Raw genomic sequence first — 25,425 nt, forward strand, 5'->3', positions numbered from 1 at the left:
GTTTTGAATTAAATAAAGAAATAGGCCTCATGTTGAGGCCTATATTTTTTATGGACATGGCTAATGGAATAGGCTGCTATTTGAAACTTAGATTAATCTAAGCTGTTATAAACCTTTTTATTTTCCTCTTTGCTGAGTACTACCACTTCAGTGCCACACAGCATATCCTGGAGCGATCTTTTCTTTTTAAAGTCTAACAACACTATCAGATTACCCAGCCCAAGTAGTGCGCATAGGCTACGAGCGATTGCTTTTGGCCAAGTTAACAGCGCTCCGTCGGGGTTTTGCACTTTTAGGCGCCATGCGCGCATGCCGATAGTTTGACCGCTCTTAGTCCAAAAATAGGCAAAAAACAGCACTGAAACCAACACTAATAAAGTGGCTCTAAGTGTATATAAAATGGGATCCGCTTGGATCAGCGCCGATACGTCTTCATGATTACCAAGCGTGAGCACGTTAAATGAAATTAAGGCATTGATAGTTAGTAAAAATAACACGGTAGTCAGCATTGCGAACGCGACGACCACTAAGCTGTCGTATATAAGTGAAGCCAAGCGACGGCTGAAATTCGCTGGAGCAAAATGTGACATAACAACTCTCATAATTACAAGGTTGCGGGGTATTTTACACATAAACCGATAAAACGTTTACTGAATTACGTTAACTAATGGATTAGTAATGCCTTGTCTTTATAGCTTTGACATGAATAAAGTTGAATTTAGAGCAATATTTAACTGATTGTGTGCAAATAACAAGCAGTTAACGCCTTATTGCAAAAAAATTACTTGCCGTTCTTAATCGCCTTTGTATAATGCAAAGCATAGAGACGAAGGCAAATAAAAAAAGCCTGAGCTCAAAGTGGTTTTTCTTTATTTTCTCTTGTTTTAGAAGATGAAAGAAAAATTATGCCAGTGTGATGGAATTGGTAGACATGACGGATTCAAAATCCGTTGCCTTCGGGCGTGGCGGTTCAAGTCCGCCCACTGGTACCACTTTTTATAACCCTTGCTTTTTAGCAAGGGTTTTTTTATGCCTCGAATTGTAGGTCGAGATTTATCTCGACTAAATTGGCTTTATCTCAATGGATTGGTTTATCTCTACAGACCGTTCTTGCGAAACTGGACTTGGACGCCACGCGGGTGGCGCTAATACAGGTTAAGAGCCCGCCCACTGGTACCACTTTTTATAACCCTAACCAATTGGTTGGTTTTTTTTATGCCTCGAATTGTACGTCGAGATTTATCTCGACGAACGAATTGGTCTTATCTCGACGAATTAATTTAAGCGCCACATCACCGGTGCTATTCGCCGCTACAAATCAAGCTGTCTCCACGATTCAACCCATTTTTCTAAACAGACAGTTACTTCCCCACAAAACTGGCGGTTTTCGGTAAATTGCCTATGCTTTTGTAATTAAATTGGTTTATTGTAGATTTAAGCAGCTAAATTTTACTGGGCAAGAGAGGCGATGAAGGTAACTGTAGAAAAGCAAACCATAGTGCTGTTATCGTTGTTTACCATCGTGTTCTGGAGTTTGACTTTCTACGCGGTAAAGCTTATTTCTCACTCTATTGTGGTTCAGGAAGTAAGCGAAAGAACCGAAACGGTAAGGTCTAACATTTCACTTGTCCGCGCTAAAATTGAAAACGCCATATTTATGGATACTTATCTGGCTGAGAGTTTAGCGACCTTTGTTACAATCGATCCTAACTTTGCAATTGAGCATTGGTCTCATGTGGTTGCTAAAGCCGTTGAAAAGTCGACGCTGATTCGCCATGTCGGTCTCGCACCAAATAATATCATTAGTCATGTCTATCCAGTTGAAGGGAACCGAGCGGCTATCGGTTTCGATTTTCGCACTAACCCTGAACAATTTCGCACTGTTGAAATTGCAAGAACCTCTCAAAAGGTATTTATCGCCGGTCCATTACAACTAGTGCAAGGCGGAGAAGCCTTGATAGCGAGGTTTCCTGTGTTTTCAGATTATCCGAGGAATGAAAACTACTGGGGCGCGATTAGTGTGGTTCTAGATTATCAGAAGCTGCTTGAATACAGTGGCATTAACGAATTGGACAGTGCCACTTTAGCGATTCGAGGTCGAGATGGACTCGGTGAACAGGGAGATGTCTTTTATGGCTCTGCTACCTTGTTTGAAACACCAGATTTAGTCATCCCAATCAATTTACCATCTGGTGAATGGCAGCTTGTGGCTGATTATCAAATTGACGAGAGCACTTATGCAAAAGCAAGACAACAAGCACAGATTTTGGTTACTGCTGTTGCCTCAATATTGTTTCTCTCGTTATTAGTACTCTATCGAGCATATCACTTAGCACATACCGCCTCGTTGCAAGATGATTTAACTAAGTTGCCCAACCGTCGCTATGCGATTAGACAGCTCAATACGTTACTTGGTCGTTCAGAGCAACCGTCATTTGTGCTGCTTAACCTCGATCTAAATAATTTTAAACAAGTAAACGATAAGTTTGGTCATGAAGTGGGAGATAAGCTGTTACTCCATGTCTCGTCAATTTTGATGAACTCAGTGCGTGTGTATGATTTTATCGCGCGATTGGGGGGGGACGAGTTTGTTATTATTTTGCACAGAGTTTCAGAGGACGCTTTGGTTAACTCAATTATAAAAAATATTAAGGAGCAGGTTGAAAAGCAACCGCTACAAGTTGATAGACACACTATTCAAACGACGGTGAGCGTTGGTTATGCTTTTCCTTCAGCAAATCAAGATAGTGTTTCGGAACTCATGGCTCGCGCTGATCACAACATGTATTACGATAAAAACCTGTCGCATCGACAACAAAAAGAAAGTGAGGTTTTGGAAACAAATCAGGAAACCCAATAGAACTATACTAAGCTTACAGAGTATCAATTAAGTGAGAATGTGCCGTGCAGCTAAAGCAGTCAGTTCTATTTTTCAAAATTGCCGCGTTGACTTCTGCGATTGTGATCATTTTTGTCAGCTGGTTTTTGTATTACGAAGTGAGTCGTAGTGCCCGCCTTACCGCACAACTTACTCAGCTGCAAACCGCTCTACAACGAACCATAGATCAAGAAGAGCATATTCTTGTTCGAGCACAAAAAGATGATGTTTCTGCCATCCCGCAATTAAAGTACAGCTATCAGGATAGCTTTAGTAGCTTGCTTAATTCTATGGCCAATGAAGAGGCCTTGCTGCCTTTGCTATTACAACTCGATGAACTGTCAAAAACCTACTTTAGTAAACTAGACGAACTTATCCGTTTGCATGAGCAACTCGGCTATGACGAAAATGCAGGTATTTATGGTGAGTTCAGACGTAGCGCCCATGCTTTGCAGGAGCGAATTTCTGGTAAGGCTATGCCTCAGTTGGAAATTGCCATATTGGAATTAAGGCGTCGAGAAAAAGACTTTTTGTTAAGAGCTGACTTAAGTTATTTACAGCAGCATGAGCAACTTGTCATGCATGCTGAGCAACTAATCAAAGACAGTGCGCTTAGTGAAGAGATAAGCAACTTGCTTAAACGTTATGAAGCGGGTTTTGCAAGCTATGTTGCTATTTTGCGAAAGCTAGGTTTGCACGATGGTGAAGGCGTACGCGCGGAGCTATTCACCGAGAAGCAAAAATTAAGAAGCCAGTTTGAACTGGTATCAATCCGTACCCAAGCCGTTACGCAAGAACGTAAAGAAAGTATCATTTTATATGGCCTCATTTTAATTGTACTGATGAATATTGCTGTGCTTATCTTACTGAATTATCAAAATAGCAAAGTCACACGGCATATACTGGCTATTAATAAAGTACTCGTAAAAGTTGCTAAGCTTGAAGACTTTAGCTTAAGGGTGAATATTGACGGTAACGATGAGATTGCACAAATTGCTCATCAACTCGATGACCTATTAGCATTTATTGAAACCTTGCTTGCGCGCCTAAGCGCAGCGCAGCAACGTTTGATTGAAGAAGCCAAAATGGCGAGCTTAGGAAATATGGTGAGTGGCTTTGCTCATGAGCTTAATACGCCGCTTGGTGTTGCTATTACCAGTCAATCGCATTTAAAAGAGCAAGTCGCGACACTAAAATCGCAACTTGAACTTGGGAAGTTACAGCGGCAAACCTTGACGACACTAATTACTGAGGCAGAAGCCGCGCTATATTTATTAGAAAACAACCTCCACCGTACAGCCTCGTTAGTAGATGATTTTAAGCTAGTGGCAGTGAATCGAGAGTTTGAAGAAAAGAGTACGTTCAACCTTAAGCATTTAGTTAAAAATGTCTTTGATTGCTACCAATCAGAATTAAACCAAGAAGACTATGCCATTGAACTCGAAATCCCCGAAAACTTAACTTTAATAAGCTATCCGTCGGTGTTTAGCCAAGTTGTTGGGTACAGTATTAACAACTGCATCAAGCACGCCAAGATTGACGGGCAAAAGCTCAATATTGTGGTATCTACCGTGTTAATTAATGACTATATCCATTTTTATTTTAAAGATGATGGTGCCGGTATAGATAAAGAGCTATTGCCTGCTATATTTGAGCCTTTCGTTACTTCAAAGCGTTTTTCGGGGGGACAGGACTTGGCTTGAGTATTGTATATAACTTAGTAACACAGAAGTTGAAGGGCGAAATCAAAATGCAAAGCCCTGCGCATGGCGGTGCCTGCTTGCATATTATTTTAACTGGAACAGAGTTTAATTTTATAGAAGAGTGAGTAACCTGAGCGCGGGATAACAACTCGCGCTCTAGCGGCCGTTATTTCTTATACCGATTTGCTTATCTGAATACAGCTTATGTAAGGTAAATAAAGTAAAAAAGCCAGCATGACTGATCGTGCTGGCTTTTATTCGGTTCATTGGCAGTAGGAGTTAGCCTTTTTTGCTCGCGACCCACTCATCAACAAATGATTCAAGCACGTTTAGTGGAACTGGGCCATTTTTCAGTACGATGTCGTGGAACTCACGAATATCAAACTTATCGCCTAGTTCTTTCTTAGCGGCTTCACGAAGTTCTAGGATCTTCAACATCCCCACTTTGTACGCAGTGGCTTGTGAAGGCATAACAATATGGCGCTCTACCATCTTCACTGCGTCTGACTTAGCATTTGGTGTGTTGTTTACGTAGTAATCAATACCTTCTTGACGTGTCCACTTCATTGCGTGGATCCCAGTATCTACCACTAAGCGGCATGCACGCCATAATTCCATCGCTAAGCGACCAAAGTCTGAATAGGGGTCTTCGTATAAACCCATTTCTTTTGGTACAAGTTCAGAATATAAGCCCCAGCCTTCGATGTATGCAGTGTAGCCACCAAACTTACGGAATTTAGGCATATCTTCTAGCTCTTGAGCAATCGCGATCTGCATGTGGTGACCTGGAATACCTTCGTGATAAGCCAAGGCTTCCATTTGGTAAGTTGGCATCGCTTCCATGTCGTAAAGGTTTGCATAGTAAACACCAGGACGTGAGCCGTCAGGCGCGGGTTGCTGGTAGAAAGCTTTACCTGCAGATTTTTCGCGGAATGCCTCTACGCGTTTTACTATCATGTCCGCTTTTGGCTTAACGATAAACAGCTCATCCAAGCGTGACTTCATATTATCGATCATCGCTTTGGCTTCGGCTAAATATTGTGCCTTACCAGCTTCTGTATTTGGAAGGTAAAACTGTTTGTCGGTTTTCATGAACTCCATAAAGGCTTTTAAATCGCCTTTGAAGCCCACTTTCTCTTTGATTGCTCGCATTTCGTCATGAATACGCGCCACTTCAGATAAACCGATTTCGTGAATTTCTTCAGCGCTTAACGATGTGGTTGTCGTACGTGCTAGGGCGTTATTATAAAATTTTTCGCCGTTAGGGAATTTCCACGCACCGTCACGTTTGTCTGCTTTTTTCTCAAGTTTATGTAGGTAACCAATCAACTTGTTATAAGCAGGCTTTACTGCTGTTGTTAGCGCATCTGTTGCTTCTTTTACCAGCGCTGATTTCTCGTCTTCACTGACTTCAAGTGTTGCTACTTTGCGTTTGAAGTCAGCCAGTAACGTTGAGTCGTCACCCGCAGCAAATGGCGCACCTTTGATGATATTTTCACTTGATTCAATGACGTGAGGGAAAACGAATTTTGGTGCAATAATACCTTTATCTGCACGCGCTTTTAAGTCAACGATGAGCTGATCAAATACAGCCGGTACACCGTTTAAGCGTGAAATATACGCTTTGGCATCTTTGACATCGGTAATTTGGTGCTGGTTGATTAAAAATGCAGGCACCATTGAGTGTGTACCATACATCTGATTTACCGGATATGAGTGATAACGCCATTTAAAATCTGCAATGGTGTTTTCAAGACCTTGCTTGAATAAGTCGTAGCTCACTTGCGTATTGGCATCTAGCTTATTTCGATCAATTGCATTAAGCGCAGTTAAGTCTTGTTTCGTCAGTTCAAGATCTTCAAGTTGGCGCGCTTCGCTGCCGTCATCCCACTTGTCGTAGTCTTGTTTGATACCCATATAAGTTTGGTAAACTGGGCTACGCATTACGCCACGGGTAAACGACGCTTCAAAAAGTGCGTTTGCCTTTTCTACTTCACTTTTTACGACTTGTTGTTCAGCTTTTGGAGCAGGTGCTGGAGAGTGTGTGGTTTGTTGACAGCCAGCAAAAAGCGCGACGCTTACCGCTGCTGCTAAAATGGTTAATTTACGCATTTTATACCCTTTTATTATATGTTGCCGAATGGCGGTTTTCATGCGGGTTGCAGTGAATATCACCCGCATAATTTCTATATTAAACAAATAACTCTAGCAGATCGTTGAGGTATCGGTGGCCTTTATTTGTAACTAGCCATGAATCGTTGGTTTCCTCAATCAAACCCTTATCTACGGCCTCAGCAATTTGCGTTGCAATAGCGCTAAGTTCAAGACCAGTGTAGTCAATAAACTGTTGTTTTGATGCGGCAGTTTTTAAACGGAACACATTCATAAAAAACTCAAATGGTCTGTCATCGCTTGCAACATGCCACTGCTCATACAAATAGGGTTTACTCAGATCCATATAGCCACGAGGGTGTTTTACCTTTACGGTTCTTAAGATCTGTTGCTGCTCAGGCAAAGTGATTTTGCCATGCGCACCACAGCCGATCCCAAGATAATCGCCAAATTGCCAATAATTCAAGTTATGTCGACATTGAAATCCCGCTTTGGCATAGCCTGAGATCTCATATTGCTGGTAGCCGTGCTCCGCAAGTAATGCCTGACCTTGTTCTTGGATGTCCCACAGTGTTTCATCCTCAGGTAAACCCGGAGGCTTAGAGGCAAACTGCGTATTTGGCTCAATGGTTAATTGATACCAAGAAAGGTGTGGCGGTGCCATTGCAATGGCTTTTTCTAAATCACTTAAGGCGTCGCTAACCGATTGATTAGGAAGACCATGCATCAAATCAAGATTAAAGCTATTTAACCCTGCTTGATGGGCTTCTTGTGCGGCGTTGAGCGCTTCTTGTTCGCCATGAATACGACCAAGTTGAGTAAGCTTTTCCTGTTGTAAGCTTTGCACACCTATCGAAATACGATTGATGCCAGCCGCAACATAATGCTTAAAACGATCGGTCTCAACTGTGCCTGGATTCGCTTCTAAAGTGACTTCAATGTCATCCTCAAAACCAATTAGCGCCTCAATTTCACTGAGTAAATAGCGGTACGCTTCACCTGAAAGCAGACTAGGGGTGCCACCGCCAATAAAAATACTACTGAGTTTACGGCCCTGAACATAGTGAAGATCGGCTTTGATATCGTTGAGCAAATGTTGAATATATTCCGTTTCAGGGATATCGCCCTTTTTACCATGGCTGTTGAAATCACAGTAAGGACACTTTTGCACGCACCAAGGTACGTGCACATAAAGACTTAATGGAGGTAGTTTCACGCGAGGCCTTGAAAGTGACTGACGAGTTGTTTAAGTGCCTGTCCTCTATGGCTGATTGCGTTTTTTTCTTCCTTGGTTAGCTCTGCTGATGTGCAGTCTAAACCTTGTACCTTAAAGATTGGGTCGTAACCAAACCCTTCTCGGCCTTGTTGCGTTGTGGTGATTTCACCTTCCCAACTTGCCTGACAAATAATCGGCGTTGGGTCGTCAGCGTGGCGCATATAAACTAGAACACACCAAAAACGGGCGCTGCGCTCAGTTTGTTCACCAAGCGCTGCGAGTAAGTGATCAATATTTTTTTGGTCGTCGGCGTTTGCGCCAGCATAACGCGCTGAATATACTCCAGGTGCGCCGTTTAACGCGTCTACCTCAAGGCCTGAGTCATCGGCAATGGCAGGCAAGCCAGAAACCTTAGCTGCATGACGTGCCTTGATAATGGCGTTTTCCACAAAGGTCGTGCCGGTTTCTGCAACCTCTGGCACCTTGAAATCACTTTGCGGTAATACCTCAATGTCATACTGATTTAGCATCGCGCTAAGCTCTTTGACTTTACCTTGGTTACCCGTGGCAAGTACCACTTTATTTGACATATTTTCTCTACTCTACATAAAACTTTTGTGAGAACGTGAGTTTGCGGCTTTGCTTACCTTCACTGATCTCAATGTCGAAACGAAAAATATCTTCATCGTCGTAATCTAATTGGGCAAGATAGTATATTGCCTCACCTTCTACGACTTCTTTAAACTCTAGCTGTACGGTTTTACCAAGTAAGTTTTTGGCGCTACCTGCAACGCGTGCCTTAACTGCTGGTTTTCCTGGCTTGTCGGCCAAGACCGAGATATTCACAATCGCTTTGTTACCACTACGAATTAAGCCATACGCTTTTGCAATTGTGGGCTGAACAAAGGTAGACGGGAAGGCGATATAATGCACTTCCCAAGGACCTAAGTCTTTAAATTGGCCGCCTTGTTCATCTTGAGCGAATACGCCCGGTGCAAGCAGCATTATTAACACAATAATAAATGGTTTCATTGGGATGCTCCTATCTCAGTAAATCCATCATTAGAATCTGCAAAAATTGCATGCCGATAATTAGGACTAAAATAGATAAGTCCAGTCCGCCTAGCGGTGGGATCACTTTACGAATAGGTCTTAGCATCGGCTCTGTTAATTGCTCGAACACGGCGGCGACTGGATTGTAGCCTTGCGCTACCCAACTTAAAATGGCACGAATAATAAGGATCCAGAACACCAGACTAAATGCTTCTTTTACTACCGTAATAGCGCCACCAATCAGCGCGCCTAAAGCGTCAAAGTAACCACCGAATAACGCCATCAGCGTCGCCATTTTGGCAAAACCAATCATGAATGCCAGCACCAAAGAGGCAAGATCTAAACCGCCCACACCCGGAATGATTTTTCTCAGCGGGTTCACGGCAAAAGAGGTTGCTTTAACAACCGCTTGGCTTAGCGGGTTATAAAAGTCCGCTTTGACAAGCTGCAACCAGAATCGTAGTAATACGACCATTAAAAATAGATCAAATACGATCCCGACTAAAAATTGCATGGCATTCATTGGTCACCTTTAGATTTCTTTTTCCATTGCTTCAGCGCGCGCGATACATGCATCCATCGCGTCCGCTACGGTTTTTGGTAATTGCTGTGCTTTTAAATACTCAACGGCTGCGTGGGTTGTGCCACCTTTAGAGGTGACGTTAGCGCGTAGCTGAGCAATGCTAATTTCAGGTTGCGATAATGCCATTTCAGCCGCGCCTAGCGCAGTTTGCTGCACAAGCTTTCTGGCTTCCTCAGGACTAAAACCTAGGGCTTTAGCCTTTTCTTCAATGGCTTCCATAAATAAGAAGAAATACGCTGGAGACGAACCTGTTACCGCAATAACGTCGTTGATTTTCGACTCTTCATCAAGCCACAGGGCAATACCTGTGGATGAAAATACTTGCTCAACATAGTCTTTTTCTTCATCGCTGATGTCGACGCCATACAAGCCAGACACACCGCGTCCAAGCAACGATGGCGTGTTAGGCATACAGCGCACCATTTTTACCGGTTGGCCGAGCATTTCTCTCAGTCGTGCAACGGTAATTCCGGCGGCGACAGAGATAAACAGTTTATTGCTAATATCAATATCTGCATCTTGAAAGGTCTGACACAGCTCGGCCATCATCTGTGGTTTTACAGACAAGACAATGACGTCAGCCGCGGCGACTGCTTCTAGATTATCTTGTGTTGTTTTTACCGATAATTGCTCTGCGACTTTGGCAAGTTTCTCTGCATTGCGGTTGGTGGCAATAATAGACTGCGCGTCAAAGCCACTTTTGATCATGCCACCGATAATGGCATAGCTCATATTTCCCGTTCCAATAAATGCAATTGTCTTGTTTGACATTGTGTTATTCACCTCACTGTCGTTTGCCAAAAATATCAGTACCAATGCGAACCATAGTGGAACCTGCTGCAATCGCAGTGTCTAAATCGCCACTCATTCCCATCGATAAGGTATCTAGCTGTTGATATTGGTCCTTTAGTCTATCAAAGCAAGCGCGCATTTGCTGGAAATATTGTAATTGCTTTTGTTTATCATCGGTTTGCTCAGTGATAGTCATCAAGCCACGAAGCTCCAATTGACGACAGTCATTAATAAACTGCGCGAGCGTATCAACCTCATTGGGATGACAACCTGATTTGTTGTCATCACCGCTAATATTGACCTGCAATAGCACCTTAAGTGGCTTCAAGTTTGTTGGTCTTTGCTCATTTAGCCTGCGTGCGATTTTCTCTCTATCCACGCTTTGTACCCAATGAAAGTTTTCGGCGACTAATCTTGATTTATTGGACTGGATTGGACCAATAAAGTGCCATTCAAGCGCTTTGTTTTGTTTAAAATAGGCAACTTTATCAACCGCTTCTTGTACGTAAGATTCACCGAATTGGGTTTGACCTGCCGCAATTGCAGCCTCAATATCGGCGATAGGTTTGGTTTTAGAAACCGCGAGTAATTGTACTGTTTCGCTGAATTGACAGTTTTGTTTGGCTTTTTCTATCCTGCCGTAGGCGTTATCTAAGCGTTCTGCTATTGTAACCATATAGTACTAGTGCTCATTGTGGAGTTATAAATGGATATTACAGAATTATTGGCTTTTAGTGTTCAACACAAAGCATCTGACCTACACCTTTCTTCGGGTGTTTCCCCTATGATCCGCGTTGACGGGGACGTACGTCGGGTGAATATCCCGCCGTTAGAAGCAAAAGACGTCAGCAGCCTCATCTACGATATTATGAATGATAATCAACGTCGTGACTATGAGCAAAACCTTGAGGTAGATTTCTCGTTCGAAGTGCCAAATCTGGCGCGTTTTCGTGTTAACGCCTTTAATTCAAATCGTGGTCCTGCTGCGGTGTTCCGTACCATTCCAAATCAAGTGCTGAGCTTAGATGATTTGGGGGCACCAGACATTTTTACCAAAATTTCCGACAACCCACGTGGTTTAGTATTGGTAACCGGCCCGACAGGTTCTGGTAAATCAACCACGCTGGCTGCGATGGTGGATTATATTAATAACAACAAACATCACCATATTCTAACCATCGAAGACCCGATAGAATTTGTTCACGACAACAAGCAAAGCCTTATTAACCAACGTGAAGTACATAGAGACACACACAGCTTTAACGCGGCGCTGAGAAGTGCACTCCGTGAAGACCCTGACGTTATTTTAGTTGGTGAATTACGTGATCTTGAGACCATTCGTTTAGCGCTAACTGCCGCGGAAACAGGCCACTTAGTATTTGGTACTTTGCATACTACCTCAGCACCAAAAACCATCGACCGTATTGTGGATGTGTTCCCAGGTGAAGAAAAAGACATGGTGCGTTCTATGCTGTCAGAGTCGCTACAAGCGGTGATTTCACAAACGTTGGTGAAAAAAGTTGGCGGCGGGCGCATAGCAGCGCATGAAATCATGCTCGGGATCCCTGCTATTCGTAACCTTATTCGTGAAGACAAGATTGCACAGATGTATTCGGCAATTCAAACCGGTGCAATGCACGGTATGCAGACCATGGATCAATGCCTTACAAATTTATTAAACCGTGGTTTGATCACACAGCAAGATGCGCGTGCAAAAGCGCACGATAAAAATCAGTTTAATAGCGGCTATTAGGTAGTGGTGTAGCGATGAATATAGAACCGTTTTTGCAAACGATGGCCAATCAGCAAGCATCCGACTTATTCGTTTCGGCAGGGCTTGCGGTGAGCGCCAAAATCGATGGCGAACTTAGAGCCTTAAGTGAAGAAAGACTGGATGCCGCGCAGTCACTGAATCTTGTTACCTCGATTATGAGCGACAAGCAAAAGCAAGAATTCTTTGACACTAAAGAGTGCAACTTTGCGATTGCCAATGATATCGGGCGTTTTCGTATTTCAGCATTTTGGCAACGGGATTGTGCGGGCATGGTTATTCGCCGTATCGTTACCGCTATTCCAGATGTTAATGAGCTAGGTTTGCCGTCGGTACTGACCGATGTGATCATGTCCAAACGTGGCTTGGTGTTATTTGTGGGTGGTACGGGCACGGGTAAGTCAACCTCGCTTGCTGCGCTGCTCGGTTATCGCAATCGTAACCAACGTGGCCATATTTTGACCATTGAAGATCCCATCGAATTTGTGCATCAACACCAAAAAAGCATCATTACTCAGCGTGAAGTGGGCATTGATACTGACAGTTTTGAATCTGCCTTAAAAAGTTCATTACGCCAAGCGCCAGATGTTATTTTAATTGGTGAAATTCGCTCGCAAGAAACCATGGAGTATGCACTGAGTTTTGCTGAAACGGGGCATTTATGCGTTGCAACTTTACATGCCAATAATGCTAACCAAGCCATCGACCGTATCATGCACTTAGTCCCTAAAGAAAAGCACGATAAATTGAAGTACGATTTGGCGCTGAACTTGCGCGCTATTGTGGCGCAACAACTAGTGCCTTCTTCAAAAGGCGAAGGTCGAGAGGCGGCCATTGAAGTGTTACTGAACTCCCCACTCGTTGCCGAGCTTATTAAAAAAGGCGATATTGGCTCGATTAAAGAGGCAATGGCAAAATCGAAAGACATGGGCATGCAAACCTTTGATCAAGCGTTGTTTGAGCTTTATAAGCAGCAGCGGATCAACTATGCCGACGCACTACATCATGCTGACTCGCCAAACGATCTGCGCTTGATGATCAAGCTGCAAAATAATGAACAAAAAGGTGCGGGCTTCCTACAAGGGGTTACGGTAGATGGGTTGGATTCGAAGAACTAAACGCAGCTACCTATTTTTCACTTTCGTGCTGAGCTTTGCTGGTGTACTTAATGCCAGCGAAGCACTTAATGTTTTTATTAGAGATGATGTCCTCGCAGATTATCAACGTTTTGTTGGTGAGCGCGACGTCACAAAAATTACCGATTTTAGTGGCCAGTATTTACGCCGTGATGTTGTCGATATGGTGATAGCACAGCAAGCCTTGCAAAAAGGTGGCTTCGACAAAGCATTTATTTTTACGCCAGGTTTTGTCAGTTTTCGTGAATCCAATTTGCTTGAAAAAGGGGAACAACTACTTCACTTTGATAGTTATTGGAAAGCAGACCTTGAAAATAAAGGTCGGCTGCTTTTCATCAGTGAGCCCGTTATTCAAAAAGGTCAGTATTTTGCTGGTATTTATCACGGGATAGATAATCAAAAAGTAAAGCAGCTAAAAGCGGAGCAAGGGCTCACTCAGTTAACTTCGGTATCCAACCCTAAATGGCAGACCGACTGGCAAACCTTGGAGTCACTTCCGCTTAAACAACTTCATGCTGAACCAGATTGGATGTCACAAGCGCGTATGGTGAGCAAAGGTTGGGTCGACTTTATGTTGATGCCGCTTATGCCGAAGCTAGATAATCGCTTTGTTTTGGAAGATGTTGAGCTCATTGCTAATGAGCATCTAGTCGTGCTGTTAAACGACAGCAGACATTTTGCGGTGTCTCGGCTTCACCCAGAAGGTGAACGAGCGTTTGCTGCATTACAAAAAGGCCTTGCAATACTACGTGAGCAAGGCCGGATCACTAGCGCGTATCAGCAAGCAGGGTTAATACCTGATTTGAAGAAGTACCAAGTCGTAAACCCCGTACAGGAGCTTCGCTAGTCATTTATACGCCTACTCGCGGCTAGAGTTGCTTTGCTAGCTGTACAAAAACGGCGATTTCACCATAGTGTTTAGAGGAATAAGAGTTGCCTTACTGGTGGTGATTGAAAGCGTTGAGAGTCCGTTAAATATGATGGACTTTTATAGTTAGCCGTACCTTTAATATCAGTACTGAATTTTTGATATTAAAGGTCGGCGCTAGATTGATATTTTTAGTGTGTTATCGCTACACCGTGTATAAATATCAATTCACTTGGTGGAAAATAAAGCTCAACAGGCCCAAGAGTTAGGCAGGCTATTCCCACATTGCCTCAAAGTAGCTTTCGAGAATGATACAAGCGGACATGCCGTCTACCTTACCTTTTGCGAGGTTCTTATAGCCACCTTGTTCAAATAAGCGTGCTCTGGCGTCAGCTGTCGTCAAGCGCTCATCTTGTGTTTCTACCGGCAACCGGAAGTGGTTATGCAGGCGGTTGGCAAACTTTTTTGCCCTGAATGTTAAATCTTGATTGGTACCATCCATATTCAGTGGTAAGCCAACCACCAATAAATCAGGTTGCCATTCGTTAATAAATACGGCGATGTCATCCCAATTTGGAATGCCATCATTTGCCTTTACGGCACCTAAACTTGATGCGGTTGCGGTGATTTCTTGGCCGATAGCCAAGCCGATACTTTTAGTGCCAAAGTCAAACCCGATGACGCTACGTTTACCTTTAGGCGCTTTTTCTTTTTTGTTTTCCATGAATACTTCGTTTATTAACCTAAGCTCAAAATGACAGGCTAGTTACGCATGACCTGCTTGCGAGCTTAATTGTGCAACGTCGAAACCAAGCATTTGCACTGCTTTTTCCCAACGCTTTTCGGGTGGCGTATTAAATATGATTTCGGGGTCAGCCTCGACGACTAACCAAGTGTTTTCTTTCAGTTCTTTCTCTAGCTGACCACTTACCCATCCAGCATAGCCCAAGGTGATGATAAATCCTTCGGGAGAGTGTGATGACGTTAAAGAGGCTAAAACATCTTTTGATGTGGTGATCATAATTTCGGAACTAAGCTCTTGGCTTGAGGCGTAACCAAACTTTGGCGTATGTAATACAAAGCCTCTGTCGGTATGAACAGGCCCACCTGCGTAGATATTTACCTTAGCCGCTTGGCTAGATTTGTCGTTATCGATATCAATTTGATCAAGCAATTCGCCCACGGTGATATCGATAGGGTGGTTTACCACCAACCCCATCGCGCCATCTTCGCTGTGTTCACAAAGATAGGTTACCGTATGATTGAAAAAAGGGTCGTCCATGCTGGGCATTGCCACTAAAAAGTGATTAGCGAGTGATTTCATAACCAGACCCCCTTAATGGTTAGTTTTTAGTATGGTCGAGTTTTCGCTCGATCGCATCATAAAACTTATCCATAATTGAAATGTCATACGCCGCTTCAATTTCTTTTACGCAAGTTGGTGCGGTGACGTTGATTTCGGTGAGCTTATCGCCAATGATATCTAGGCCAACGAATATTAGGCCCTTTGCCTTTAACGTTGGAGCAATGGCTTCGGCAATTTTACGGTCCGATTCGCTAATAGGTCTTGCTTCACCACGGCCGCCTGCTGCGAGATTACCACGAGTTTCACCGCCTTGTGGAATGCGAGCCAAGCAGTACGGCATCACTTCACCATCTACCACTAACACGCGCTTATCACCGTCTTTAATGGCTGGAATATAGTTTTGCGCCATCGCATAGCGAGAACCATGCTCGGTAAGTGTTTCGCAGATCACGCCAATATTTGCATCATCTTGTTTCACTCTAAAAATAGACGCGCCGCCCATCCCATCTAAAGGCTTAAGAATGATATCGCCATGTTTAGCTAAAAACTCGCGAATTTGTGATTGATTACGCGTAACTAAAGTATCTGGAGTATGTTCACTAAACCACGCAGTAAAGAGCTTTTCATTGGCGTCGCGCAGGCTTTGTGGTTTATTTACTACAAGCGATCCCGCAAGTTCAGCGCGCTCAAGAATATAAGTGGCGTAAATATATTCAGTGTCAAAAGGCGGATCTTTACGCATTAAAATAACGTCAAGGTCGCCTAAGTCGATTTCTTGTTTCTCAGCTAGTTCATACCAATGGGAAGTATCGTCAAATACCTTCGCTTTTGCTGCGGTCGCTTTGGCAACGCCTTGGTACAAGAAAAGGTCGTTCATTTCCATGTAATACAATTCATAGCCGCGCTGCTGTGCCGCCAGCATCATGGCAAACCCGGTGTCTTTTTTAATGTTAAAGCCACTGATTGGATCGGAAATGATCCCTAATTTAATCGTCATAGACGCTCCCATTGCGCTTGCTGAGTTTACCCATGATATGGGGGTTGCTCTGTGTATTTAAAGTGCTAAATCGCCAAATTGCAGCTGTAGTGCGCTCAGTACCGTGAGAGCTGCGGTTTCTGTACGTAGTACACGTGGGCCTAAACGGACATCCACAAACCGCTGTTGAGCGGTGGCGTCTAGCTCTTCATCGGTAAAGCCGCCCTCAGGGCCCACTAAAAAGCGGATCCCAGACTGGGTATACGGCAGTGTTTTTATTGAATGTTCGGCGCGAGGGTGTAGTGTGATTTTTAACTCGTCGCTTTGCTGTGCCAGCCACTCAGACAACTCCATCGGCGGGTGAATAACTGTGATGGTATTACGTCCAGATTGCTCGGCCGCGGCAATTGCTATCTTTTGCCATTGCTGATGTTTTTTTGCTAGGCGCTCACCACTTAATTTAACGCCGCAGCGTGTGGTAAACAAAGGGGTGATTTCGCTCACGCCCAGCTCTACCGACTTTTGAATAGTGAAGTCCATTTTATCACCGCGAGAAATCCCTTGCCCAAGATGTATGGCTAGTGGAGATTCTACATTTTTGTCTTCAAATGATTCAGGTACAGCAATGACTTTCTTTTTCCCAACTTCACTTAATTGACATAGGTACTCGCCGCCTTGTCCGTTGAACAGGCTGACTTTATCTTTGGTTGTCATTCTAAGCACTCGGCCTATATGTCCTGCGGCGTCATCATCCAAAGTAACTGGCACACCAATGGCCAAAGGCGAGTCTTGATAAATATGTGGAATACGCATAATTCGATTATTCAGTTGCTGTTTTGTGGCAATGGTAAGCGCTCGCGCACGGTTAGTCTACATCATCCTGCCACTTTAGCTTTACCGCAAAGTAACCCAGTGAGCTTGGCAAGCATCAAGTCAGGGTCGGGGAGGCCCGCGGTATCCGGATGACAAGATAAGTGATTGATTAATGCTTGTGAGTGCTGTTTAGTGATCTGAAAACCTTGCGGGGTTTGTTCGATTAAAAACCGGTGTGGGTGAAGAGAATCAAAAATAAAGCGCTGCTCCTCGGTAGCTAAATGATAGTCCAGAGAATAGAGCAGCACAGCATTAATGTTATGATGACGGTGCAAATAGCTGGCAAGTTCAGAAACGCTGATTTCATTGTCAAAGTCACAATAACAGTAGTCTTTTATTTGCTCTTTAAACATCATCTTGAGCATTTGTTTGGTGTTGTCACCTGCGATAATTATATTACTGGCTTGGCTAGAGCGCACATTTTGCAAATGCTCGACGAGTTCTTGGCTAAAATCCCAATTGCTATCTACCAGTAAAAGTCCATCACTTAAAGCATTCATGCAGTATTGCGTTACACCGAAAACAAGTTAATAAGTAAATAGCCTATTGAGCAGAAAACTGCAAACTCCAAACATGCGATGCCAACGTTATCTTGGTGGTCTACCTCTAGACCAATATTGACCTTAGGTAAGGATAAATGCAGCAATACGTAGCTACCAATGTAAAGAAAAAGCCACATTACACCGCAATGCATGACAACCGAAAACAAGTTTTCTACCACTTTTGCTCCATGGTAGGGAGCGCTGTGCAGCCCCGCATACATGGCTAAAGAGAGGCCGATGGATTTGCCTGCATAACGAATACCAATAGAAGTGTTTCTGAGATTAAAATTTTGCTGTAAAGAAGCCCCTTGATTGAACTTGGCAAAGCGACTTTCTCTGATTTTACTATCTAGCGTATAAAGCAGCTGCAATAGCATAAAGCCGAGGGCTACGACTAATAGATCGCTCCAGCCTTTCGGGTGCACCCAATGATATAAACCAAGCACCAATATGGTGTTACCGAGTAACATGCCGGAGTCCACCATCGCGGCGCAGATATTTTGCTTTAAAATCGCTTCTTCTTCGTCAAACTGATACAGAATCCATTTGCGATGGATCCATTGGCCGAAGTATACAAAGGCAATGATCAACCCTATATGTAAGGCCACTTGCAGAGGGTGTGCCTGCGCCCTCACCACGCCTAAGTCATTGAATAAGTATGCAACACAAATACACAGCATCGTCACTTGACTGGCATAGCTGATCCCAAGTGCAAAGTTGTCACGTTGTGCGAGCTCGTCATCAAGGAGATTGTTGGCGCTACGTTGGATCATTAAGCGCAGCAAAATAGTTAAACCGCAGACAATGACAAAGCAAATCAAAATCGCTAAAAAGTTGATATTGTTTAAAGACAAATAACTCATACTCGGTGTAAGGTTGTGTTTTAGATAGAGTTACTATAACACTGCTCACAAAGAGAGCCAGTCTACCGTGGAGTTTTTTATGTCGGAATTGTTTGTTCAAGCAGCGCTAAATACGCTTGCTCAAGAGCGTTACCAAATGATTTATGGTGATGCGCCGATGGAGCCCAAACTGGCACGGTTACTGGCGCTGAGTGATTTTGCCGAGCGTACGCTTACACGATTTCCTGAGTGGGGAGCTTGGCTGCTCGATGAATCGCAGATGCAAATGCGCGACTGTCCTGATGTGTTTGACTTTTCCGCGCCTTTGGTTGAAGAAAAACAAGCTTGGCAGCAGCTGCGTCACTATCGGTTAAAGTATTGGCTTAAAGTGATGTGGCTGGATTTGGTTGCAGGCAATGAGATTGATGACAGTATTCGCTATATTTCGCAGCTGTCCGATACCTTGATTTCAAATGCGTACCGATGGGCGTACTTAAGCGTAGAAGCGCAATCAGGCTCACCAAAAGATGAGGCTGGTAACTCGATACCTATGACGGTATTAGGCATGGGAAAGCTTGGTGGTAAGGAGCTGAATTTTTCCTCTGATATCGATTTGATCTTTGCCTATCCGAGAAGTGTCGACACATCCGGTGGCCGGCGCAGTATTGAGGCGCAAGTTTTTTACACTAGAGTGGCACAAAAACTTATTTCAGCGCTTAATCAAGTTACCATTGATGGCCAAGTATTCAGAGTCGATATGCGTTTAAGACCATTTGGGGATAGTGGTCCTTTGGTAATGAGCTATGCCGCGATGGAAGATTATTACCAAGATCAAGGTCGAGAATGGGAGCGCTATGCGATGTTAAAGGCGCGGCCAATTGGTGAACCGTCGCCGTATTGGCAAGAGTTTTACGACTTAATTCGGCCGTTCGTCTATCGCCGTTATATCGACTTTTCTGTGATAGATTCACTGCGAAAGATGAAAAATATGATTGCCCAAGAGGTGAGACGCAAAGGCTTAACGAATAACATAAAGCTGGGCGCTGGTGGCATTCGAGAAGTAGAGTTTATTGTGCAGGCTTTGCAACTGATACGCGGCGGTCGCGAAACGCCATTACAAACCCCTTCATTGTTACAGGCATTAGAAGAGCTTGAAGCGCTTGATATTGTCCCTGTCGAGGTCAAAAACCGTCTGCATGAGAACTATTTAGTGCTGCGTAAAGTTGAGCAATATCTACAAGCATTTGACGACAAACAAACGCAAACTTTACCCGACAACAACTTAGATTGTCTGCGCCTGAGCCACTTATTGCAATGTAACGATTACGCCGAAGTTGAGCAAATGCTAAAGGTTGTGACGCAGCATATCCGGGCTGAGTTTAGTCAAGTCATTGGTGAACCGCCTGAAGAAGAATTAGATGAAGACGATAGCGCGGTTTACGCGTGGCAAACGGGAGAAATTGCTCAGCTAGGCCAGTGCCGAGCTGCACCGTGTTTTGAGACTTGGCAAACTGACTTGATGGAGTTTAAACAAGGGCTAAGTAAAAAGCAGGCGGGCACTCGTGGTCGCGATATTCTCGATAAGTTAATGCCAGCCTTGCTACGAGAGCTTAGTAAACAAAACATGGAGCCGGCGCTCGCTCGCGTGCTCAGTGTGATCAATAAAGTAGCGTCTCGTACTGCATATTTGGAGCTACTTTACGAAAATCACGGTGCGTTGACTCAACTTATCAAGCTTTGTTGTCATAGCGCGTGGATTGCTGAGCATATTGCGAAATACCCGATCCTCCTTGATGAGCTTATCGACCCACAAACTCTCTACAAACCTTTGCCATTAACGGCCTATAAAAACGAGATCCAGCAAGCATTTTTACGTATAGATGAGCAAGATGTTGAGCTACAGATGGAAGCGCTGCGACAATTTAAACAAACGCATCAGCTAAAAGTCGCGGCTGCAGACGCCACTGGCGTGTTGGATATTATGAAGGTGAGCGATCATCTAACTGCGCTTGCTGAGGCGATTATCGCAAAAGCCGTCGATATTGCTTGGGGGCATATGGTGGCGCGTTTTGGTGCGCCTGAAGGTGCAACAATAGAAGAAAAAGGCTTTGCTGTAATAGCGTATGGCAAGGCTGGGGGATATGAGCTCGGTTACAACTCAGATCTAGACTTAGTGTTTGTGCATAATCGTGACGGCGAAAGCCAAACTCAGGGTGATAAAGCTATCTCTTCAAGACAGTTTTATATGAAGCTGGCACAGCGTTTAATGCATTTGTTCAATACCAAAACGCTCTCTGGCATGCTTTACGAATTAGATACTCGACTTCGCCCTGAAGGAAACTCGGGCTTACTCGCTATCAATCTAGAAAGCTTTTACCAATACCAGTTAGAGCAAGCTTGGACATGGGAGCATCAGGCGCTAGTGAGAGCTCGTATGGTGTTAGGTGAGTCGAAAATGGCCGCACGATTTGAGGAAATACGTCATGCAATACTAATACAGCAGCGAGACGTGCCTAAATTAGCGGAAGATGTTCGCAATATGCGTGAAAAAATGCGAGCCCACCTTAACCAAGATAGTGACAGTCACTTTGACTTAAAGCAGGGAATTGGCGGCATGACGGATATTGAATTTATCAGTCAGTACATTGTGTTGCGATATAGCAGTCAGTATCCAGCACTTTGTACTTATCCAGATAATATACGTATTTTACAGCAAGCGGGTGAAGTTAAAGTGATTGATAGTGATGAAATGAAGCACTTAATCTCTGCATATTGTGCGTTTAGAGATCAATATCATTTTAATAGCTTAAACCAATTAGGTAGGGTTGTTGGGCGTGAAGCGTTTGATCAACACGCACAACAAGTCACTCAAGTTTGGCAGCGGGTACTTGCTTAACCCGCTAGCTTACGGCAGTTTTCACGTACATAGATTGGTGGGTTTTCGGTGATAACCGCAGCACGCTCTCGCGGGCAGAAAAATGTGTAGACTTGAAATTCAAAGTCGTCGTTTATCGCCGTTCCAACCTGATAGAGTGCAGAAACAAAGTCAGTATCGAGACGGAAGTTATACTTCACCACATAGTCACGCTCTAGATACCAAAACAGTTCCACACCTTCTTCTTTGGCTTGCTTGGTAAGTACATCTTTTAAGGTATCGCCTGTGTCAAAGCGTCTTGGTTGTTTTTCACCGGTCCATTTAGGGTTAGATGGTTTAACTGCGAGCGCTCTTTGTGCTAGCGCATCGTCAAGAGGGTAGGTGGGCTTTCCGAGTGTGATAACATACTTTTCACGATCGGTATCACGATTGCTCATGCTATTTCGAAAGCTTTCGTAAAATTGCGACAGGCCTTGCGCTGCAACATTGGTGGTTTCCCTAAAGTTCATATCTTTAGAGGCACCAAAAAGAAAATAGTAGGCAGCCCAAATGAGTAACACACCTAGTGATAGGTGTTTAGTCCAAAACCAGATTGACGATAATTTATTTTTTTTCTTCTTAGCCATTTCAAACTACTCCAAGACTCTAGGCCCTAATAAAACGAAGGTGCCTTTTCATCAGGTCGCGTTTTAAAGCGACGATGCACCCACATATATTGATCCGGCGCACAATTGATTGCTTGCTCCATTCTCTCGTTGACGCGAGTAACATCTGCAAGATCATTGCCACTTGGGAATGCTTCTAAAATAGGTTGTATATCTAAATGATACATCCCTTTTGCATCTCTCGTACAGTGTAAGCTTAAAGTCTCAGCCTTTTTGCTAGCAGAAAATAATAAAGTACCAGTTGTTGTTGCAGCATCAGGAACCGCAAAGAAAGGGGCAAACTCACAGCGCTTGCGGCCATAATCTTGATCTGGCAAGTAATAACACACGCGTTTGCTTGAGAGTGTTTTCAATAAGCCTTTGACGTCTCGCTTAGTGACTAAATACTCATTTGAGCGTAGTCGCCCACGGGTCATAAAAAACTCCATAAGTGGATTATTGTGTGGGCGATAAAAGCCAACACCTTGCACTTTAGTGCCTAGCACTCGGCTTGCCATCTCAAGATGCAACATATGGGGAACCAGCATAAGTACCCCTTTTCCTTGCTTTTGCACGGCTTCAATATGCTCTAGCCCTTTAATCGAGCCCACCACCTGATTGATGCGCCACTCTGGCCACCACCATGCCATCCCCGTTTCAAGTGTTGCTATGCCGGTATTTTCCATATTTTTTAGTAGCATAGCTTTGTGTTCTGCTTCACTTAGCTGTGGAAAGCAAAGTTTCAAATTGACATCAGCAATATGACGGCGACGTTTCATATATTTATGGACTAGACGTCCAAGGCCTCTACCCAGTGCAAATTGAACACCTTGCGGGAGCCATGAGATTAAATACAGGGCGAAAACACCAAGCCAAGTCAGCCAAAATTTAGGTGCTAAGAATGACCATTTGAAAGGTGAGTGAGTAACCAAAGTAATATACCTAAGACTTAATTGAAGCGGCTAGTTTATCTATATTGCTGTAAAAATACAAAAAGCCAGCATAGCTGGCCTTTTCAGAGGTGATAATCGAAGTACTTAGCCTTCAATCAAACCTTGGTTAATTGCTTCAAGATCGGTACGAGATAGTGTACCTGCTGCTTGTTTTAAGCGTAGCGATGATAGTACGTAGCGATAACGGATATCAGCTAGGTTACGTTTCGCGTTATACAGGTTTTGCGTGCTGACTAGTACGTCAACGATGGTACGAGTACCTACATCAAAACCCGCTTCAGTTGCTTGTAATGCACTTTCTGCTGAAACAACCGCTTGCTCTAGCGCACGGTAAGTTGCAACGTCTGAAACCACTTGGTTATAAGACGTGATCACTGATCGTGTCATGTTACGCATTGCCGCTTCCATATCTTCGCTGCTAGCAACAAAGTTTGCGCGAGCTTGATCTGTTGCTGCAACTGTACGGCCACCTGTGTAAATTGGTACGTCTAACGTTAAGCCTACCGAAGTTCTGTCGCTACGTGGTGCATGTTGTCTACCTGCACTGTCAGCTAAAGAATCAGAGTAAGTAGCGTTTAAGTTTAGTGTTGGGTAATGCCCAGATTGAGCTAAATCAATTTGATCTTTTGCGATGTCTACCGCAGATTTTGCAACTTGAAGGTCTAGATTCTTCGCTTTTGCAATTTCGATAAAATCGTTCGTATTCTGCGTAGGCTTAACTGTTGAGAACTTTTCAGTGTTTAACTTATCTAGCTTAGCGTGGTACTTACCAGTAATCGTACGTAATGTTTCACGTGCTGTTTCAACTGCATTACTTGCTATGATTTCGTCTGCAACTGCACGGTCAAATTGTGCTCTTGCTTCATGCACGTCTGTAATTGCTGTCAAACCTACTTCGTAGCGCTGTTTTGTCTGCTCTAGTTGACGTTCAATAGCGCGCTTCTCGGCTTGTACAAACTCTAGGCTATCTAACGCACTTAGTACATTAAAGTAACCTTCAGCGATACGGACAATCAAAGTTTGCTTTTGCTGCTCATATTGAGTCGATGCTTGCATTGCACGTTTTTCTGCAATTGAAAGACCCTGCCAAGATGCCATATCAAAAATGGTTTGGCTTAGAGAGATTGAACGCTGAAAGGTGTCAGTGTCAGACTCAAACATGGTGTAGCCTGTCGAGTCATTTTGCTGGCTCGATGGACCTTCAGAGTTAACGTCTGTATAACTCATTTGAAAGCCAAGCTGAGGTAGCAATACGCCTAATGCTTGGTCTTGTGCATATTTTTGCGCATCAGCCTGCGCTTTAGCCTTTAATACGGTAGGATCGTTAGCCGTTGCAATGTCGTATACTTGCAGTAGGTCTTCCGCGTGGGACAGGCTGCTTGAAAGTGCGCACGACAACCCAACAACTAATGATAGTAGAGTTTTTTTCATTTTTCGCTCAGTCCTTAGACAATTTTTATACTGTCAGCATGTTACCCTGTTTTTGCGGCCCAATTAAAGACCAAATGCGTAAAACATCGCCAACAAGTGTAACAGAATATATTAATACCACTTGGGTATTGTAAAGTGGAAAAAGTTAAAGGTAAACGACTTCGTTTACTTATTCAGGTATGACCCTACTATAAGGGCGATTGGTTAGCTTTTAAACCGTTGCTATTAAAAAATACAGGATTATTTTATGAAACCTTTGAGTCAGTTCAACAAAGTCGACGTCAATGTTTCTTCAATAGAAACAATCTTCAATGGTTTTTTTACCATTCACAAGTACCAATTTACCCATGCCTTATTTAATGGCGGTGTATCAGAGCTGATAACTCGCGAGATATTAGAGCGTGGTCATGCGGTTGCAATATTGCCGTATGATCCTGTTACAGACAATGTGTTGCTTATTGAGCAAATTCGCATTGGAGCGTTGGCTTCAAGACACTCTCCTTGGCTTTTGGAATGCATTGCAGGGATGGCAGAAGGGAGCGAAGACTATGAGAGTGTTGCAAGAAAAGAAGCCAAAGAAGAAGCTGGACTTGAGCTTGATAAGCTCATTTATATGCGCTCTTATTTATCAAGCCCAGGTGGTACAACAGAGCGACTATATTTGTATCTAGCGCTTGCTGATTTATCTAAAGCGAGTGGGGTTTATGGACTGGCTGAAGAAGGTGAAGATATTAAAGTGCATGTGATGCCACTTGATGAAGCCCTTGCACGTCTTGATAATGAGGAAATCGATAACGCTGCCACTGTTATTAGTCTACAATGGTTGGCATTAAATAAAGCGCGGATATAGAAGCAGTTTAGGAGTCGTATT

The 25,425-nt window shown here is 43.7% G+C and carries 24 protein-coding genes and 1 tRNA gene; 8 read left to right on the forward strand and 17 right to left on the reverse strand.

Annotated features, from left to right (window positions below):
* Nucleotides 1-92 precede the first annotated feature (92 nt).
* On the reverse strand, nucleotides 93-590 hold the full coding sequence (locus GSF13_RS08560) for an RDD family protein (RefSeq protein WP_102056163.1): 498 nt from the start codon (nucleotides 588-590) through the stop codon (nucleotides 93-95).
* 317 nt (nucleotides 591-907) lie between these two features.
* Between GSF13_RS08560 and GSF13_RS08565 the strand changes: the two genes are divergently transcribed.
* The 3 genes from GSF13_RS08565 to GSF13_RS08575 all read left to right on the forward strand — a co-directional run bounded on the left by GSF13_RS08565 (nucleotide 908) and on the right by GSF13_RS08575 (nucleotide 4,581).
* Nucleotides 908-992 (forward strand) — tRNA-Leu (locus tag GSF13_RS08565).
* Nucleotides 993-1,468: 476 nt separating this feature from the next.
* Nucleotides 1,469-2,860, forward strand: a complete 1,392-nt coding sequence (locus GSF13_RS08570) for a diguanylate cyclase (protein WP_211867886.1) — start codon at nucleotides 1,469-1,471, stop codon at nucleotides 2,858-2,860.
* 44 nt (nucleotides 2,861-2,904) lie between these two features.
* Nucleotides 2,905-4,581, forward strand: a complete 1,677-nt coding sequence (locus GSF13_RS08575) for a HAMP domain-containing sensor histidine kinase (protein ID WP_249122755.1) — start codon at nucleotides 2,905-2,907, stop codon at nucleotides 4,579-4,581.
* A gap of 279 nt (nucleotides 4,582-4,860) precedes the next feature.
* On the opposite strand, the gene GSF13_RS08580 is transcribed toward GSF13_RS08575, so the two are convergent.
* The 7 genes from GSF13_RS08580 to GSF13_RS08610 form a co-directional block, all read right to left on the reverse strand.
* Nucleotides 4,861-6,693: a DUF885 domain-containing protein gene (locus tag GSF13_RS08580; RefSeq protein ID WP_010607720.1), complete on the reverse strand. Its 1,833-nt coding sequence runs from the start codon at nucleotides 6,691-6,693 to the stop codon at nucleotides 4,861-4,863.
* 79 nt (nucleotides 6,694-6,772) lie between these two features.
* A complete protein-coding gene (gene hemW, locus GSF13_RS08585) occupies nucleotides 6,773-7,909 on the reverse strand; it encodes a radical SAM family heme chaperone HemW (protein WP_211867888.1) in 1,137 nt (378 codons plus the stop codon).
* Nucleotides 7,906-8,499: an XTP/dITP diphosphatase gene (locus GSF13_RS08590; protein ID WP_174170327.1), complete on the reverse strand. Its 594-nt coding sequence runs from the start codon at nucleotides 8,497-8,499 to the stop codon at nucleotides 7,906-7,908. The genes hemW and GSF13_RS08590 overlap by 4 nt, the downstream gene beginning before the upstream one ends.
* Before the next feature lie 7 nt (nucleotides 8,500-8,506).
* The gene (locus GSF13_RS08595) at nucleotides 8,507-8,941 is read right to left on the reverse strand and encodes a DUF4426 domain-containing protein (RefSeq protein ID WP_211867890.1); all 435 of its coding nucleotides are present in this window, start codon (nucleotides 8,939-8,941) and stop codon (nucleotides 8,507-8,509) included.
* Between the two features lie 10 nt (nucleotides 8,942-8,951).
* Entirely contained in the window at nucleotides 8,952-9,485 is a 534-nt protein-coding gene (locus tag GSF13_RS08600) for a YggT family protein (protein ID WP_010607716.1), read from the reverse strand.
* Nucleotides 9,486-9,494: 9 nt separating this feature from the next.
* A complete protein-coding gene (proC, locus tag GSF13_RS08605; RefSeq protein ID WP_174170326.1) occupies nucleotides 9,495-10,316 on the reverse strand; it encodes a pyrroline-5-carboxylate reductase in 822 nt (273 codons plus the stop codon).
* 13 nt (nucleotides 10,317-10,329) lie between these two features.
* Entirely contained in the window at nucleotides 10,330-11,013 is a 684-nt protein-coding gene (locus GSF13_RS08610; protein WP_010607714.1) for a YggS family pyridoxal phosphate-dependent enzyme, read from the reverse strand.
* Between the two features lie 30 nt (nucleotides 11,014-11,043).
* Between GSF13_RS08610 and GSF13_RS08615 the strand changes: the two genes are divergently transcribed.
* The 3 genes from GSF13_RS08615 to GSF13_RS08625 are packed head-to-tail and all read left to right on the forward strand — an operon-like array spanning nucleotide 11,044 to nucleotide 14,091.
* Nucleotides 11,044-12,090 carry a type IV pilus twitching motility protein PilT gene (locus GSF13_RS08615; protein ID WP_010379026.1) on the forward strand — a complete coding sequence of 349 codons (1,047 nt, stop codon included), beginning with the start codon at nucleotides 11,044-11,046 and terminating at the stop codon, nucleotides 12,088-12,090.
* A gap of 14 nt (nucleotides 12,091-12,104) precedes the next feature.
* Nucleotides 12,105-13,226, forward strand: coding sequence for a PilT/PilU family type 4a pilus ATPase (locus tag GSF13_RS08620; RefSeq protein WP_211867892.1), 1,122 nt, complete (start codon nucleotides 12,105-12,107; stop codon nucleotides 13,224-13,226).
* Nucleotides 13,204-14,091 carry a hypothetical protein gene (locus GSF13_RS08625; RefSeq protein WP_206471374.1) on the forward strand — a complete coding sequence of 296 codons (888 nt, stop codon included), beginning with the start codon at nucleotides 13,204-13,206 and terminating at the stop codon, nucleotides 14,089-14,091. The genes GSF13_RS08620 and GSF13_RS08625 overlap by 23 nt, the downstream gene beginning before the upstream one ends.
* A 295-nt stretch (nucleotides 14,092-14,386) precedes the next feature.
* Here the strand turns inward: GSF13_RS08625 and ruvX are convergent, their stop codons facing one another.
* From ruvX to GSF13_RS08655, 6 genes are all read right to left on the reverse strand, one after another.
* The gene (gene ruvX / locus GSF13_RS08630) at nucleotides 14,387-14,836 is read right to left on the reverse strand and encodes a Holliday junction resolvase RuvX (RefSeq protein WP_211867894.1); all 450 of its coding nucleotides are present in this window, start codon (nucleotides 14,834-14,836) and stop codon (nucleotides 14,387-14,389) included.
* Nucleotides 14,837-14,878: 42 nt separating this feature from the next.
* On the reverse strand, nucleotides 14,879-15,436 hold the full coding sequence (locus tag GSF13_RS08635) for a YqgE/AlgH family protein (protein WP_010607710.1): 558 nt from the start codon (nucleotides 15,434-15,436) through the stop codon (nucleotides 14,879-14,881).
* A 19-nt stretch (nucleotides 15,437-15,455) separates the two neighbouring features.
* Nucleotides 15,456-16,415 carry a glutathione synthase gene (gene gshB / locus GSF13_RS08640; RefSeq protein ID WP_211867902.1) on the reverse strand — a complete coding sequence of 320 codons (960 nt, stop codon included), beginning with the start codon at nucleotides 16,413-16,415 and terminating at the stop codon, nucleotides 15,456-15,458.
* 57 nt (nucleotides 16,416-16,472) lie between these two features.
* Nucleotides 16,473-17,207: a 16S rRNA (uracil(1498)-N(3))-methyltransferase gene (rsmE, locus tag GSF13_RS08645; protein WP_211867904.1), complete on the reverse strand. Its 735-nt coding sequence runs from the start codon at nucleotides 17,205-17,207 to the stop codon at nucleotides 16,473-16,475.
* A gap of 62 nt (nucleotides 17,208-17,269) precedes the next feature.
* Nucleotides 17,270-17,767: a hypothetical protein gene (locus GSF13_RS08650; protein ID WP_010607708.1), complete on the reverse strand. Its 498-nt coding sequence runs from the start codon at nucleotides 17,765-17,767 to the stop codon at nucleotides 17,270-17,272.
* An 11-nt stretch (nucleotides 17,768-17,778) separates the two neighbouring features.
* Nucleotides 17,779-18,672: a hypothetical protein gene (locus tag GSF13_RS08655; RefSeq protein ID WP_029215930.1), complete on the reverse strand. Its 894-nt coding sequence runs from the start codon at nucleotides 18,670-18,672 to the stop codon at nucleotides 17,779-17,781.
* Nucleotides 18,673-18,751: 79 nt separating this feature from the next.
* Between GSF13_RS08655 and glnE the strand changes: the two genes are divergently transcribed.
* On the forward strand, nucleotides 18,752-21,547 hold the full coding sequence (gene glnE / locus GSF13_RS08660; protein ID WP_211867906.1) for a bifunctional [glutamate--ammonia ligase]-adenylyl-L-tyrosine phosphorylase/[glutamate--ammonia-ligase] adenylyltransferase: 2,796 nt from the start codon (nucleotides 18,752-18,754) through the stop codon (nucleotides 21,545-21,547).
* Here the strand turns inward: glnE and GSF13_RS08665 are convergent.
* The 3 genes from GSF13_RS08665 to tolC form a co-directional block, all read right to left on the reverse strand.
* Nucleotides 21,544-22,152 carry a TcpQ domain-containing protein gene (locus tag GSF13_RS08665; protein WP_017217000.1) on the reverse strand — a complete coding sequence of 203 codons (609 nt, stop codon included), beginning with the start codon at nucleotides 22,150-22,152 and terminating at the stop codon, nucleotides 21,544-21,546. The two genes, glnE and GSF13_RS08665, sit on opposite strands and share 4 nt — an antisense overlap.
* A 26-nt stretch (nucleotides 22,153-22,178) precedes the next feature.
* Nucleotides 22,179-23,102: an LpxL/LpxP family Kdo(2)-lipid IV(A) lauroyl/palmitoleoyl acyltransferase gene (gene lpxL / locus GSF13_RS08670; protein ID WP_211867908.1), complete on the reverse strand. Its 924-nt coding sequence runs from the start codon at nucleotides 23,100-23,102 to the stop codon at nucleotides 22,179-22,181.
* Nucleotides 23,103-23,207: 105 nt separating this feature from the next.
* The gene (tolC, locus tag GSF13_RS08675) at nucleotides 23,208-24,554 is read right to left on the reverse strand and encodes an outer membrane channel protein TolC (protein ID WP_010607703.1); all 1,347 of its coding nucleotides are present in this window, start codon (nucleotides 24,552-24,554) and stop codon (nucleotides 23,208-23,210) included.
* 247 nt (nucleotides 24,555-24,801) lie between these two features.
* On the opposite strand from tolC, the gene GSF13_RS08680 reads away from it, so the two are divergent.
* Nucleotides 24,802-25,404: an NUDIX domain-containing protein gene (locus GSF13_RS08680; protein WP_211867910.1), complete on the forward strand. Its 603-nt coding sequence runs from the start codon at nucleotides 24,802-24,804 to the stop codon at nucleotides 25,402-25,404.
* Nucleotides 25,405-25,425: the final 21 nt, after the last annotated feature.

It is taken from the genome of Pseudoalteromonas sp. M8, from assembly GCF_018141365.1.
GTDB lineage: Bacteria > Pseudomonadota > Gammaproteobacteria > Enterobacterales > Alteromonadaceae > Pseudoalteromonas.